Raw genomic sequence first — 14,704 nt, forward strand, 5'->3', positions numbered from 1 at the left:
TAATTATTTAGCCCAGACTCTCGCATTGCGGAATAGGCGCATCCAAGGACTCGCTCCATCAGGATTGTCCAGCCATTCTTTTGGTGCCCAGCTCATCTGCACGGTCCTGAATACGCGCTCAGGATGCGGCATCATCACGGTAAATCGACCATCTGGCGTAGTAACTCCTGTCAGACCACCAGGCGAGCCATTCGGGTTCATTGGGTAGATTTCGGTTGGGCTGCCTTGGTGATCTACAAAACGTAAAGCAGCTAACCCTTGTTTCTGTAAAACTTCTAAGCTACCCTGCTGGCTAAAGTTAGCAAAGCCTTCGCCGTGCGCAATAGCAATCGGCAACTGACTGCCTGTCATGCCTTGTGTAAATATAGAGGGTGAGGCCATCACCTCAGCCATCACCAAGCGGGCTTCATATTGCTCAGACTGATTGCGCGTAAATTTAGGCCAAGCCTCTGCACCAGGAATAATTCCAGCTAAATTACTCATCATTTGGCAACCATTACAAACACCTAGCGCAAAGCTATCCTGGCGCCCAAAGAATGCGGAGAACTGATCACGCAGTTGACTGTTAAATAGAATCGTCTTAGCCCAGCCCTCACCTGCACCCAATACATCTCCGTAGCTAAATCCGCCACAGGCAATCAGACCACGGAAATCACTCAACTTGGATTTACCAGAAAGTAAATCTGACATATGCACGTCATAGCTATCAAAACCAGCCCAGTTCATAGCATATGCCATCTCCACATGGGAGTTAACGCCCTGCTCGCGCAAGATAGCCACTTTAGGTCGAACATTCTGGTTGATGAATGGCGCCGCCACATCATTTGCAATATCAAACGTTAACTTGGGAGACATTCCTGCGTCAGCAATATTATCGAGTAATGAAAACTCGCTATCAGCACAGTCTGGGTTATCGCGTAAGCGCGCAATCTGATAGCTGGTGTTAGCCCACATCTTTTGAAGTACTTCACGTGGCTCTGCAAAGATATTCTTAGCATCACGCCAAATTTCAATACGGCCATTGTTATTTGTCTTTGCAATCACATGACTGTAAGCACTGAGATTTAACTTTCGTAGAACGGCAAATACGGCATCACGATCCGCTTTACGAATCTGAATCACTGCGCCAAGCTCTTCGTTAAATAAGGCGCGCATAGTCTGTTCATGACGAAGTCCAGAAACTTGCTCTGCCCAATTCTTAGCATCACCCCAATCAGCCTCTTGCCCAACATCAACAGCAATCATGTCGACATTGATGGAAATGCCAGTATGTGATGCAAAAGCCATCTCTGCGATACAAGCAAATAAACCACCATCGGAACGATCGTGATATGCCAGTAATTGATTATCTTTACGGAACTCGATGATCGCGGCGGCTAAAGCCTTGAGGTCTTCTGGGTGATCTACATTGGGGGCTGATTTACCAGACTGATTGAGTACTTGAGCTAGGATGCTTCCAGCCATACGGTTTTTACCCCGGCCCAAATCAATCAGAATTAATTCAGTTTCTAAGGCTACGCCTGACTCATCTTGGAGTTTGAGCAAAGGCGTTGTTGTTTTGCGAACGTCTTGAACTGCTGCAAAAGCAGAGATGATAAGTGAAACGGGTGAAACCACTTTTTTAGCTTGATCACCCTCTTGCCAGGCTGTTGCCATGGATAAGGAGTCTTTGCCAACCGGAATAGAAATTCCCAGCGCTGGACATAAATCCATACCAATCGCTTTAACTGAGTCGTATAGCTTTGCATCTTCACCGGGCGAGCCACAAGCAGCCATCCAGTTAGCAGAGAGCTTCACGTCCTCTAAGCGTCGAATATCTGCAGCCAATAAATTGGTAATAGCTTCACCTACAGCCATTTTGGCGGCAGCTGGAGCATCGATCACGGCTAATGGAGTGCGCTCACCCATCGACATTGCTTCACCGCGATAGCCTTTGTAATCCATCAAGGTGACGGCACAATCAGCCACAGGCACTTGCCAAGGACCTACAAATGGATCGCGCGAGTTAAGGCCGCCAACGGTACGGTCACCGATAGTGATTAAAAAAGACTTGCTGGCAACAGTAGGTTGCTGTAGAACCCAAGCAATACATTGCGCTAGATCAGCGTCAGTGACATCCAACTCTTCAAAAGCTTGAGCAACGCGTTTCACGTTACGATGCATGCGTGGAGGCTTCCCAAGCAATACTTCCATTGGCATATCAATTGGCATAGCAGCATCACTACCAACAACTTCTTTGCTATCACTTAACTGCAGTTGACGCTCTGTGGTGGCTTCACCAACTACTGCGAATGGACAACGCTCACGTTCACATAAAGATTTGAAAAGCTCTAGGTCTTTAGCCTCAATTGCCAGGACATAGCGTTCTTGAGATTCGTTGCACCAAATTTCTGCAGGGCTCATGCCGCTTTCTTCTAGCGGTACTTTACGTAATTGAAATTGCGCACCCAAACCTGCGCCATCAGCAAGCTCTGGGAATGCATTAGATACTCCACCAGCACCCACGTCATGAATCGAAACAATCGGGTTGTTCGTGCCCATGGCGATACAAGAGTTAATCACCTCTTGCGCGCGACGTTCCATTTCTGGATTACCGCGCTGGACTGAATCAAAATCTAAATCTGCCGTGTTAGTACCGGTCGCAACAGAGCTACCCGTTGCGCCACCCATACCAATACGCATACCAGGGCCACCCAATTGAATAAATAAGTGCCCTGCTTTAATTTGTTTCTTTGCTGTGTGAATGGAATCGATGCTACCAATACCACCCGCAATCATGATGGGTTTGTGATAGCCGCGACGAACACCCTCTAGGGTTTGCTCGAATACGCGGAAATAACCACCCAGAATAGGGCGGCCGAATTCATTATTAAATGCAGCACCACCCAAAGGACCATCAATCATGATTTGGAGTGGTGTAGCGATGCGCTCAGGTTTACCGTATTTTTCGACTTCCCATGGTAAGTCAGTGCCAGGAATATTGAGGTTGGATACAGTGAAGCCAGTGAGGCCCGCTTTAGGGCGTCCACCAACACCTGTTGCACCCTCATCTCGAATCTCACCACCAGCACCAGTAGATGCCCCTTGGAATGGCGCAATTGCTGTTGGGTGATTGTGTGTCTCCACCTTCATCAAGGTATGCACAAGGCGCATATCTTTTTCGTAGCGACGATCTTGACCCTTAGCCGACCAGGTTTCTGATTCAGCCCCCACCATCACCGCTGAGTTATCAGAGTAGGCCACGATGGTACCTTCAGGTTGAAGTTGATGCGTATTGCGAATCATCGCAAACAGGGATTTTTCCTGATCATCTCCATCAATCGTCCAGCTAGAATTAAATATCTTGTGACGGCAATGCTCACTGTTTGCCTGAGCAAACATAATCAACTCAACATCACTCGGATTGCGCTCTAAGCGTATAAAGTTCTCAACTAGATAAAGCACTTCATCTTCAGATAGAGCAAGGCCTAAATCCTGATTGGCTTTATCTAATGCCGCTCTACCCTCAGTAAGTACAGGAATGCGCACAAAAGGTTTGTCGGCAAGAGATTGGTACAAAGCGCTTGCTTCATTAATGTCGCCAATAACAACTTCCGTCATCCGATCATGAAGAGCAGCTAATACCTGTTGCTCTTGTTGCGCATTGAGTGATTTTTTACTTTGCCAAGCATATTGAATACCGCGTTCAATGCGTAGAATGTGAAGACCGCACTGACGAGCGATATCCGTAGCTTTACTAGCCCATGGAGAAACTGTTCCGAAGCGGGGAATTGAAATCGCAGCTTGTTTGTCAGCGGCCTTACTAAATATGAAACCACCATCCTTTATTTTCGATACGAAAGGCTGGCCGTAAGTCAGCAGACTTTCGAGCACCTCTCTGTCTTTGGCAGTGAGTTCAGACTCAGACCAAATGAAATGAAGGTATTGAGCCTCAATGGACTCAAATTGAATTCCTTGGGTTGCGAGCGAAGCTAAAAGTCGCTGTTGACGGAAGGCAGAAAGGGCATTTGCCCCGGGCAAGCAACAGAATGATGACATGCCAAGATTATAAGGTTTTGATTAAGCCAATCGTCCGCCATGCAGGCTCAATTGGCGTCCACACCGAGCAGCCAAGGCTGGATCATGGGTTACCAAAACAAGCGTTGAGGAATTCTCCCGATTTAGCTCAAAAAGAAGCTCAATCACCCTATTTCCGCTAGCCTCATCTAAGCTTCCGGTAGGCTCGTCAGCAAATAGAATAGCCGGCTTATTAATAAAGGCTCGTGCTAGTGCCACACGCTGCTGCTCTCCCCCAGAAAGAGTTTTGGGAAAATGATTGGTCCTCGGAGTTAAGCCGACTTTTTCTAGCCATTCTAGGGCGGACAGTTGAGCTTTAGCTTGGGATATCCCAGCAATCTCCAGCGGGAGCATCACATTCTCTAGGGCGGTCAGGTGAGGTAAGAGCTGAAATGATTGAAAAACAAAGCCAACAAACTGACCGCGTAAACGTGCCCTGCCGCCCTCATCGAGCAAGTTCAAGCTTTGCCCCATAAGGTCAATTTGTCCCGCGCTTGGTAGGTCTAGTCCAGCCAGTAGGCTTAATAAAGTACTTTTTCCAGAGCCCGAGGCCCCCACAATGGCGACGCTTTCGCCTTGCTCGATCTGAAAGCTCAGGTCGTGCAAAATACTCAGGTTGCCATCAGCCGTGTTAACCAGCTTGCTTACCCGATCGGCAACAATGGAATTAGACTGTTTGTTCATGTGAAAATTTTCAAGAATGGAAAAATGCAGACTCAGCTTTTAATCGCCAATAAATTCATTACAGGTCTATTTTGCCTCTTAATGAGTATTTGTTCTTGGGCTCAAGTAAAGCCGGTAATTCTGGTGTTAGGCGACAGTCTTTCGGCTGAATACGGTCTACCGCGTGGCACAGGCTGGGTAACACTGCTTGAGGGAGAGCTTGCAAAAGAGAAAAGTCCTTGGAGCGTATTTAATGCCAGCATTAGCGGTGAGACTAGCTCTGGTGGATTAACTCGCCTTCCTAACCTCTTGAGTCAGAAAAAACCAGGGATTGTCTTGATCGAGTTAGGCGCTAACGATGCCTTGCGTGGCTTACCTGTAAATCAAACTGAGGCTAATCTACGGCAGATGATTCAGATGAGTAAAAAATCAGGCGCCAAGGTTTTGCTGTGTGGCATTCAGATTCCCTCGAACTATGGCCAAACTTATACTAAGCAATTTAAACAGCTCTATCCTCAGATAGCGAATCAAGAGCGAGTGGAGTTGCTGCCCTTTTTCTTAGAGGGCGTTGCCACTAAACCAGAGTTATTTCAAGCGGATCGACTACATCCCAACGTAGAGGCGCAAAGCATTATCTTTAAAAACGTATGGGGCTCAATGGCCCCATACAGTAACTTGCTGAAAAAACTGCCCTAGCTTAACTTCCCGCGCTTCCAGCACTTGCTTGCTTCAGTGGGTTAATGATCTTAACGCCAGCACCATTACGCCAGTAGCCCATAAAGCCTGCAAACTCTGATTGCGCAGCCAATGCTTGGATCTGTTGTGCTTGCGCTTTTTGAACCTTAGCATCAACTGCTGATGGTTGACGAACCTGATCAATCCGATAAATCGTACTGCCAACACCAGGATTGGTAACTGAAACAATCGCTGGTAGCTTAGCTTCATTTACGGACATGACTTGATCCATGGAGGGGCCTACTAAGCTTCCGGGCTTATTACGTGAAATCCAGGTAGCGCTACTGAAGCCGGCAACATTCTGAGGGTCCTTTTCAAGAGCAGCTAATTTTTCGCTAGCAGCAGCAATAGCCAGCTTCTCAGCAGAAACTTGGCTCACTTGGCGTTTCACTTCTGCCGCAACATCTTTATAAGGTAGAACTTGTGCTGGATATAAAGTCACAACTCGAGCAGATGCAAAGACCCCAGGCGCTATTTGAACAGCCTCGGTATTGCGCTTATTTTTCAGCGCCTCATCACCATAGAGCGACTGAATTACTTTGGCATTAGCTAAAGGATGATCTCTAGACACACCAGCTGCACCACCACGAGTAACATCCTTCTGAGTTTGGATACTAAGCTTCAATTTGTCTGCGGCCGGTTTTAGGCTATCGGACTGGTCGTAAGTGATATTGGCAAACTGATCTGCTTTTTCATTAAAAGTCTTAGAATCCTCTTTCGGATCAGCCTTTAGCACGATGTATTCAACATCCATATATTCAGGACGTTCAAACAACTTGGCATTGGCTTCATAGAAAGCCTGCAGCTCTTGTGCGCTTGGATTTACTTTAGCTAAATAATCTTTAGCGTTGAACTGCAAAGTCTGAACCTGTCTTTCAGTCTCATATAAGGATGAAACAATTTCAGATAATTTTGGACTAGCTAATTCTGTACGTGCAACTGAATTGACTAGCTGCTGAATTTTTAAATCGAAACTTTGGCCAGCATAAAACTGCTCTTCATTCATGCCGTTGCTAGCAAGTAACTGTTTAAAACGCACATCATCAAATGTACCGTCTTGTCGATATAAGGCACGAATCTGTGGAATCTTTTGCAGGCTATTGACTAGCTCTTGCTTGCCTACTTGCAGGCGAAGGTCGCTGACCGCAAAACCGAGAATTCGTTGTTGCAGTAACTCATTTAAGATCGCCTGACGGAAAGGGAGGCTTTGAGCGATCTGCGCATTGCCACCAACGCGCTCAGCTTGACGTTTTGCAGCAGCATCAACTTCTTGTGCAGTAATGGGCTTGCCGTTAACTTTCACAATGTCAGTTTCTTTATCCATAAATCCGGAATAACTTGAGATACCGAACAAGGCGAAAGAAGGCACTATGAACAACATCAAAACAAACTGCAGAATTCTTTGGTGTTTACGTACTGAATCAAACATAAATTAATCGCTCGAAAATAAAATCAATAATACGAGTGTACTAGGCGGAAGGTCTAGAAGGAACTAGGGAGCCTATAGGAAAGAAAACAAGTGCAAATGGGAAGCTGGTGGGCGCTGACGGGATCGAACCGCCGACATTCTGCGTGTAAGGCAGACGCTCTACCATCTGAGCTAAGCGCCCCAAATTAATACAGACAAGATTGTAACCTAGTGTAAGAATAAAAGAGGGATTCTTCGACAAAGTGGGCAGTAGTAAACCGCTCAATCAGACTCAAAATCCCTCAAACATCCACCAGCATCAATGCTTTAAGACCTCACCAGAAGAAATCTTTTCATTGGCTTTGCTTGCTTCAGCGGCCTTTTTAGCAAGCTCTTCTGGCGTTGGATCAGACAAAGCAACTGGTTTTCGCTCTAAAGCCAACTCCAAAACTTTATCAATCCATCGGACTGGCACGATCTCAATAGCATTCTTGACGTTATCAGGAATATCAATTAAATCTTTAACGTTCTCTTCTGGAATTAATGCCAACTTGATGCCACCACGATGCGCTGCCAATAGCTTCTCTTTTAATCCGCCAATCGGAAGCACCTCACCGCGCAAGGTAATTTCACCCGTCATTGCCACATCCGAACGGATTGGAATGCCTGTAAATACAGAGACCAAGGCAGTGGTGATGGCGATACCAGCTGATGGACCATCTTTCGGGGTCGCACCATCAGGGAAGTGAATATGAATATCCTTCTTCTCGAATGCTTCATCAGTGATACCAAGCGCTCTTGCTCGTGAGCGAACCACCGTTTTTGCCGCCTCTACAGATTCCTTCATGACATCGCCAATGGAGCCCGTACGAGTAATGACGCCCTTACCAGGCATTACCGCTGCTTCGATGGTGAGGAGGTCGCCACCAACTTCAGTCCAAGCTAGGCCGGTGACTTGGCCAACTTGATTCTCTTTTGCTGCGAGACCGAAGTCATACATCTTCACTGACAAGAACTTCTCAAGATTGTCGGCATCGACAGTGACTGGAGCGGCTTCTTTTTTGAGTAGTAGCAATTTCACCACTTTACGGCAAATCTTGCTGATTTCTCGCTCCAAGGAACGAACACCGGCTTCACGTGTGTAATAACGAATCATGCTACGCACAGCAGATTCCTCAATCTTCAGCTCATCTTTCTTAAGGCCATTATTTTTAATCTGTTTAGGGATTAAATAGTTAATAGCAATACTGGTCTTCTCATCCTCCGTATAGCCAGCAAGGCGAATAATTTCCAAGCGATCTAATAGTGGACCAGGAATATTTAATGAGTTCGATGTCGCAACAAACATGACATCCGAGAGATCAAAATCAACTTCAACATAGTGATCTTGGAATGTGTGATTCTGCTCTGGATCTAATACCTCTAGCAATGCACTTGCAGGATCTCCACGGAAATCCATCCCCATCTTGTCGACTTCGTCCAAGAGGAACAAAGGGTTACGCACACCCACCTTAGTCAAGCTAGACAGAATCTTGCCCGGCATAGAACCAATATAGGTACGACGATGTCCCCGAATTTCAGATTCGTCACGTACTCCACCCAAGGCCATACGCACAAACTTGCGGTTGGTTGCACGGGCAATGGATTGACCTAGAGAAGTTTTACCAACACCTGGAGGGCCAACTAAACAGAGGATTGGCGCCTTAACACGATCAACTCGTTGTTGAACCGCGAGATATTCCAAAATACGCTCTTTAACTTTATCAAGACCGTAGTGATCTTCATCCAATACTTTTTCGGCATTCGTTAAATCATTATTAATCTTGGTTTTTTTCTTCCAAGGCAGCGTCACTAAGGTATCGATGAAGTTACGAATTACCGTGGCTTCAGCAGACATTGGTGACATTAGCTTGAGCTTCTTCAGTTCAGACTCAGCTTTTTTAAGCGCCTCCTTAGGCATGCGAGCGGCCTTAATGCGCTTCTCGAGTTCCTCGAGATCAGCACCCTCTTCACCCTCACCTAATTCTTTTTGAATGGCTTTAACTTGCTCGTTCAAGTAGTACTCGCGCTGACTTTTCTCCATCTGACGCTTTACACGCCCACGAATACGCTTTTCAACTTGCAAGATATCGATCTCACTCTCAAGATCAGCTAAAAGACTTTCCAGTCGCTGCACTACGTCGCCCATCTCCAGCAAACGTTGCTTTTGCTCAAGCTTGACTGGCAGATGTGCGCAAATGGTATCGGCCAAACGACTTGGATCATCAATACCACCTAATGAGGAAAGAATTTCTTGAGGTACTTTTTTGTTCAGCTTCACATACTGATCAAATTGGGCCATGATGGCACGACGTAATGCCTCAGTCTCGTGAGCGTCTAATGAGGACATAGCCGTTGGAGAGGCTTCGCAAGAGAAATAGCCTTGACTATCTTCCACTTGACTAACATCAGCGCGTTGAACACCTTCCACCAATACTTTGACAGTACCGTCAGGAAGTTTCAGCATCTGCAGAATATTGGCAATGCAGCCAACCTCGTAGAGGTCCTCCACGCTAGGCTCATCTTTAGCAGCAGTCTTTTGCGCCACTAGAAGGACGTTTTTGCCTGTTTCCATGGCGGCTTCAAGTGCTTTGATGGATTTTGGGCGCCCCACAAATAATGGAATCACCATATGAGGAAATACCACCACATCCCTTAATGGAAGTAGTGGCAATTGAATAGGTTCAGAGGGTAGTAATAAGTGGCCAGGCATGGGGCAATTCCTCCAAAGTAGTCGTTCCGTAAAAATCTCTAAAAATGCCGTACCACTAGATACGGGCATTATTTAAGAACAGGATACTACCTATGTGGGTACCGACTGGCGGAAAACAAGGGGGAAATGTGTGAAAAGTGGCAAAAAACTACTGAAAACAGCAAAAAACAGCAAAAATTAGGCTTTTTTACTCAATTCTGTCGATTCTTCGGCTTGCTTGTAGACCAAAATGGGCTTACCACCCTCTGCAATAGTGCTTTCATCAATGACGACCTTTTGAACATTCTTCAAGGATGGCAGGTCATACATCACATCCATGAGGGATCCCTCAAGAATAGAACGTAGGCCACGAGCACCCGTCTTACGGGCTATCGCTTTCAAAGCAATAGCTGAGAGTGCTGCTGGACGAACCTCAAGCTCAGAGCCTTCCATTGTTAATAGTGCCTGATACTGCTTAACTAGGGCGTTCTTCGGCTCAGTCAAGATCTGGATCAAAGCTGCTTCATCAAGTTGCATCAAAGTCGCTACCACCGGCAAGCGACCGATCAATTCGGGAATGAGACCGAACTTAATAAGATCTTCTGGCTCCACTTCGATTAAGAGGTCGCTAATACCGCGATCATCTTTACCTGGAACGGTTGCATTAAATCCGATACCGGTCTTCGCAGTACGCTGCTGAATGACCTTCTCTAGACCATCAAATGCACCACCACAGATAAACAAAATATTGGTGGTGTCGACTTGTAAGAAATCTTGGTTTGGATGCTTACGCCCACCCTGAGGTGGCACTGAAGCCATAGTGCCCTCAACAAGCTTTAACAGCGCTTGTTGAACACCCTCACCCGATACATCACGAGTGATGGATGGATTATCTGATTTACGAGAAATCTTATCGATCTCGTCGATATAGACAATGCCACGCTGTGCTTTTTCTACGTTGTAGTCGCAAGCCTGTAACAACTTCTGAATAATATTTTCTACATCTTCACCAACATAACCTGCTTCTGTCAGGGTGGTTGCATCAGCCATCACAAACGGCACGTCTAACATACGCGCTAAAGTCTGGGCTAATAATGTTTTACCAGAGCCGGTTGGGCCGATCAGCAAGATGTTGCTCTTGGCTAACTCAACACCATCAACCATGGCTTTAGCAGGAAGCTTGGATTCTTTTTTATCAACAGTCTCAACAGGCTTACCGTCTTTATCCAGTTTCTCTTTTTTTGGCTTTGGCAAATACTGTAGACGTTTGTAGTGGTTGTAAACTGCTACCGCTAGAGTCTTCTTTGCATGATCTTGGCCAATCACATATTGATCTAAATTCTCACGAATCTGATGGGGCGTTGGCAGCGAATCATCGCCCTCATGCTTAGGTAGCTTAGATAATTCTTCTTGAATGATGTCTGTACAGAGGTCAATACACTCATCACAAATAAATACCGAGGGCCCGGCAATCAGCTTTTTAACTTCGTGCTGACTCTTGCCGCAAAATGAGCAATACAGAACTTTGTCTGCGCTAGTGGTGTTCTTAATATCGCTCAAAATAACTATCTAAAAATGAAATTTGAATTAAGGGCGCTTATCGATGACTTTATCGATTAAGCCATATTCTTGGGCCTGGTCTGCAGACATAAAGTTATCGCGATCAGTATCTTTGGCAATTGTTTCAATTGTTTGACCTGTACGGTCAGACAAAATCTTATTCAAGCGCTCACGTAGATAAAGAATTTCACGAGCTTGAATCTCAATATCTGAAGCCTGACCACGTGCACCGCCTAATGGCTGGTGAATCATTACGCGTGAATTCGGTAAGGCGTAGCGTTTACCCTTCTCACCGGCACATAATAAAAACGCACCCATGCTCGCAGCCATGCCCATACACAAAGTGCTGACGTGTGGCTTGATGAATTGCATGGTGTCGTAAATTGCTAAACCAGCTGAAACAGAGCCGCCAGGAGAGTTGATGTACAGAGAGATTTCTTTATCTGGGTTTTCGCTCTCGAGAAACAACAGCTGTGCAATCACTAAATTTGCAGTTTGATCATTTACTTCGCCAACTAAGAAAACTACGCGTTCTCTGAGTAAGCGAGAGTAGATGTCGTAGGCTCTCTCACCTCGACCAGAGGTTTCAATCACCATTGGAACTAAACCCAAACCTTTGGGCTCTACATTCTCAGACTGGAAATGATTCTGGTTCATATGATCAGACCTTTATAAATTAGTGACTTAGCTTAGTTTACTGAGTTCTTCGAAGGTAACTGCTTTGTCAATCACCTTAGCCTGCGAAGTGAAGAACTTGATCACGTTATCCTCAAGGACGACGTTCTCAACATCTTTTAGGCGGCTAGGATTGCTGTAGAACCAACGTACCACTTCTTTTGGATCTTCGTAGGTAGCAGCCTGCTCATCAATTTCTGCTTTGATTTGATCTGCAGTAGCAGCTAAATTCTGCTGCTTTACTAAATCGCTCAAAATCAACCCAAGACGAACACGCTTCATGGCTTGCTCAGCAAACATCTCAGCAGGAATCGGTGCATCCTTAGCATTTGGAATGCCGCGCTGTATTAGGTCTTGACGTGCAGACTCTACTAAACGCTCTTGCTCTTGAGCAACCAAAGATTTGGGCGTGTCAAGTTCGCAAATACTATTGAGCTTCTCCATTACTTCGCCTTTTAATAAAGTAGTAATGCGACGCTTGGTTTCGCGGTCTAAATTTTCTTTGACTTCTGCACGCATCTTCGCAACGCCACCCTCGCTAACGCCTAAGGACAATGCGAACGCATCATCGATCGTTGGCAGGTGAGCCCAATTCACTGACTTTACAGTGATGGTGAAATCAGCAGTTTTACCTGCAACATCTTTGCCGTGGTAATCAGCTGGGAAGCTTAATGGGAAAGTTTTGCTATCACCCGCTTTGAGTCCCAATGTAGCAGCTTCAAATTCAGGGAGCATGCGGCCTTCGCCGAGCACGTATTCAAAATTTTCTGCTTTACCGCCAGCAAATTCAACGCCATCGATCTTGCCAACAAAGTCAATAATTACTTGGTCGCCAGCTTGCGCGGCCGTATTTGCACCGCCATCGCCATGATCACCGGCGTCGCCGCGTGGATGGTAGTGCACTTGCTGCTTGCGTAATACATCGAGTGCGCGATCAATCTCAGCATCAGAGATATCCGTTGTGTACTTAGTTACTTCTGCTTTACTGAAATCGCCAATTTTTACTTCTGGCAAGACTTCAAAGTAAGCATCGAATACGATCTTGTCAGCGTCTAATTCTGATTTAGGATCGAGACGAGGTTGACCAGCCAATTGAATTTTTTCTTTTTGAGCTAGCTCATAGAACAGTTCGGAAGCTTTATCGAACTGGAGCTCGAAATCCACTTGCATGCCATATTGCTTTTCAACCATGGTCTTAGGCACTTTGCCTGGACGGAAGCCTGGGGCTTTCATGGTTTTACCCAACTTAGCCAAACGGTCATCTCTCGCCTTAGCCAAATCGGCACGAGCAAACTCTAAGGTCACTTTGCGGTCTAACTGACCTAAATTTTCTATCTGCACAGCTATTCTCGTCTCTTAATTGAAAATCGGATTATGTGAAGCCCAAGCCAAGTAGCTATCTTGTGGTGCGAGGAGGGGGACTCGAACCCCCACACCATTGCTGGCGTCAGGACCTAAACCTGGTGCGTCTACCAATTTCGCCATCCTCGCGCGAATTCCGCAAACACTACCGAGCTGAAGCTTCACTCTAAAGACCGTAATTCTACAATGCTTAGCGGTTTTGGAGGATATTTAGACCTTGTAGAGCAAAGCCACTGCATGGACTGCTATACCCTCACCCCTGCCAAGGTGCCCAAGGGATTCATTGGTTTTAGCTTTGAGGTTGACATGGCTGGGTGTAACTAGCAAATCTGCTGCGATATTGCGAACCATTTCTGGTAAAAAAGTAGCTAATTTAGGTTTTTGGCAAATAATCGTTGCATCCACATTGCCCACATGAAATCCAGCTGCCTGGATCTTTTGCAAGGCTGCTCTGAGCAAAATGCGGCTATCCATATCCTTAAACTGAGGGTCTGTATCAGGAAACAGCTGGCCAATATCATTCAAGCCTGCAGCACCAAGTAAAGCATCCGTTAAAGCGTGCAACAAGGCATCCGCATCCGAATGCCCTAACAAACCCTTGTCACCTGGGACGTGAACCCCGCCGAGGATGAGCTTACGACCCTCGACTAAGGCATGAACGTCATATCCTTGGCCAATTCGAAATTGCGGAATGTGGGGTGCACTTGATGTCATGGGCTTATGGATATTCTCTTCAGGCTTATTTAACGGAGGTTTGCAAGATGGTTTGCATCAAGTCCCAATCTGCTGGGTGGGTTACTTTGAAGTTACTAGTCGCACCTTCAATTAATAAGGGGTTTTTACCAGCAAGCTCGATGGCGCTGGCCTCATCCGTAATATCCGCCTCCAAGCGAATACCTTCTTCAATCGCATCGTGCAGATCCTTTAAACCAAACATCTGTGGGGTTTGGGCCTGCCATAGATGATCTCGGGATATCGTCTTCACAGCCCTATTGGGATTGCCAGCAATTGCGGAATGAGCTTCAGCCATCTTGAGGGTGTCAGCTAGCGGCATTGCTAATAAGCCGCCCTCACCAGCCTGCCTTACAGCAAGAATAAGTTTTTGTATGAGTTGAGGGGTGATTCCCGGTCTAGCAGCATCGTGCACCAGAACCCAATCGCTCTCAGGAATACCTGCTTTAAGCATCTCTGCCAAAGTGTTTCGGACTGTTTCTTGGCGACTTGGTCCACCGCTCGGAGTGAACCGAATCAAGGGGGACTTACTGGAAAGCTCCCCTAGGATGGGGTTATCAATAAAACTAGGGCTGACACCGACCCAAATAGAGGCTATCTCCGGAGTGTTGATAAAAGCGTCTAGGGCGTAGGCTAGCATCGGCTTTCGTGCCAGCTCCTGAAACTGCTTTGGTAAAACTCCACCAAGCCGAGATCCAGTGCCTGCCGTAGGTAACAGAGCATGACATTGGGGCGCAGACGATGAGGTTTGATTTCCGGCGGACATACCTGATTCTATAATG

10 protein-coding genes and 2 tRNA genes are annotated in these 14,704 nt (G+C 46.3%); 1 reads left to right on the top strand and 11 read right to left on the bottom strand.

Annotated elements, in window-relative coordinates; all coding sequences use genetic code 11:
- Positions 1-3: 3 nt before the first annotated feature.
- Entirely contained in the window at positions 4-4,038 is a 4,035-nt protein-coding gene (purL, locus tag C2758_RS05265) for a phosphoribosylformylglycinamidine synthase (RefSeq protein WP_215329918.1), read from the bottom strand.
- Positions 4,039-4,059: 21 nt separating this feature from the next.
- Positions 4,060-4,740 (bottom strand): ABC transporter ATP-binding protein, encoded by a 681-nt coding sequence (locus tag C2758_RS05270; RefSeq protein ID WP_215329919.1) that lies wholly within the window; start codon positions 4,738-4,740, stop codon positions 4,060-4,062.
- A gap of 24 nt (positions 4,741-4,764) precedes the next feature.
- On the opposite strand from C2758_RS05270, the gene C2758_RS05275 reads away from it, so the two are divergent.
- The gene (locus C2758_RS05275) at positions 4,765-5,415 is read left to right on the top strand and encodes an arylesterase (RefSeq protein ID WP_215329920.1); all 651 of its coding nucleotides are present in this window, start codon (positions 4,765-4,767) and stop codon (positions 5,413-5,415) included.
- 1 nt (position 5,416) lies between these two features.
- Here the strand turns inward: C2758_RS05275 and C2758_RS05280 are convergent, their stop codons facing one another.
- The 9 genes from C2758_RS05280 to ispD all read right to left on the bottom strand — a co-directional run bounded on the left by C2758_RS05280 (position 5,417) and on the right by ispD (position 14,688).
- Complete coding sequence (locus C2758_RS05280; RefSeq protein ID WP_215329922.1) at positions 5,417-6,883, bottom strand: peptidylprolyl isomerase; 1,467 nt, start codon at positions 6,881-6,883, stop codon at positions 5,417-5,419.
- A gap of 105 nt (positions 6,884-6,988) precedes the next feature.
- Positions 6,989-7,064: transfer RNA gene (locus C2758_RS05285), tRNA-Val, on the bottom strand.
- A 117-nt stretch (positions 7,065-7,181) separates the two neighbouring features.
- Positions 7,182-9,614 (bottom strand): endopeptidase La, encoded by a 2,433-nt coding sequence (lon, locus tag C2758_RS05290; protein ID WP_215329924.1) that lies wholly within the window; start codon positions 9,612-9,614, stop codon positions 7,182-7,184.
- A 177-nt stretch (positions 9,615-9,791) separates the two neighbouring features.
- Positions 9,792-11,153: an ATP-dependent Clp protease ATP-binding subunit ClpX gene (gene clpX, locus C2758_RS05295; protein WP_215329926.1), complete on the bottom strand. Its 1,362-nt coding sequence runs from the start codon at positions 11,151-11,153 to the stop codon at positions 9,792-9,794.
- 27 nt (positions 11,154-11,180) lie between these two features.
- Positions 11,181-11,810: an ATP-dependent Clp endopeptidase proteolytic subunit ClpP gene (gene clpP, locus C2758_RS05300; protein ID WP_215329928.1), complete on the bottom strand. Its 630-nt coding sequence runs from the start codon at positions 11,808-11,810 to the stop codon at positions 11,181-11,183.
- 27 nt (positions 11,811-11,837) lie between these two features.
- Complete coding sequence (tig, locus tag C2758_RS05305; RefSeq protein ID WP_215330111.1) at positions 11,838-13,175, bottom strand: trigger factor; 1,338 nt, start codon at positions 13,173-13,175, stop codon at positions 11,838-11,840.
- A gap of 57 nt (positions 13,176-13,232) precedes the next feature.
- Positions 13,233-13,319 (bottom strand) — tRNA-Leu (locus tag C2758_RS05310).
- 81 nt (positions 13,320-13,400) lie between these two features.
- Entirely contained in the window at positions 13,401-13,904 is a 504-nt protein-coding gene (gene ispF, locus C2758_RS05315) for a 2-C-methyl-D-erythritol 2,4-cyclodiphosphate synthase (RefSeq protein ID WP_215329930.1), read from the bottom strand.
- Positions 13,905-13,929: 25 nt separating this feature from the next.
- On the bottom strand, positions 13,930-14,688 hold the full coding sequence (gene ispD / locus C2758_RS05320; RefSeq protein ID WP_215329932.1) for a 2-C-methyl-D-erythritol 4-phosphate cytidylyltransferase: 759 nt from the start codon (positions 14,686-14,688) through the stop codon (positions 13,930-13,932).
- Positions 14,689-14,704 lie beyond the last annotated feature (16 nt).

The organism is Polynucleobacter sp. AP-Sving-400A-A2 (assembly GCF_018688155.1).
Classification (GTDB): Bacteria; Pseudomonadota; Gammaproteobacteria; order Burkholderiales; family Burkholderiaceae; genus Polynucleobacter.

Coding starts and splice junctions, on each gene's coding strand:
- purL (WP_215329918.1), bottom strand. CDS start 4,038: ATGTCATCATTCTGTTGCTTGCCCGGGGCAAATGCCCTTTCTGCCTTC.
- C2758_RS05270 (WP_215329919.1), bottom strand. CDS start 4,740: ATGAACAAACAGTCTAATTCCATTGTTGCCGATCGGGTAAGCAAGCTG.
- C2758_RS05275 (WP_215329920.1), top strand. CDS start 4,765: ATGCAGACTCAGCTTTTAATCGCCAATAAATTCATTACAGGTCTATTT.
- C2758_RS05280 (WP_215329922.1), bottom strand. CDS start 6,883: ATGTTTGATTCAGTACGTAAACACCAAAGAATTCTGCAGTTTGTTTTG.
- lon (WP_215329924.1), bottom strand. CDS start 9,614: ATGCCTGGCCACTTATTACTACCCTCTGAACCTATTCAATTGCCACTA.
- clpP (WP_215329928.1), bottom strand. CDS start 11,810: ATGAACCAGAATCATTTCCAGTCTGAGAATGTAGAGCCCAAAGGTTTG.
- ispF (WP_215329930.1), bottom strand. CDS start 13,904: ATGACATCAAGTGCACCCCACATTCCGCAATTTCGAATTGGCCAAGGA.
- ispD (WP_215329932.1), bottom strand. CDS start 14,688: ATGTCCGCCGGAAATCAAACCTCATCGTCTGCGCCCCAATGTCATGCT.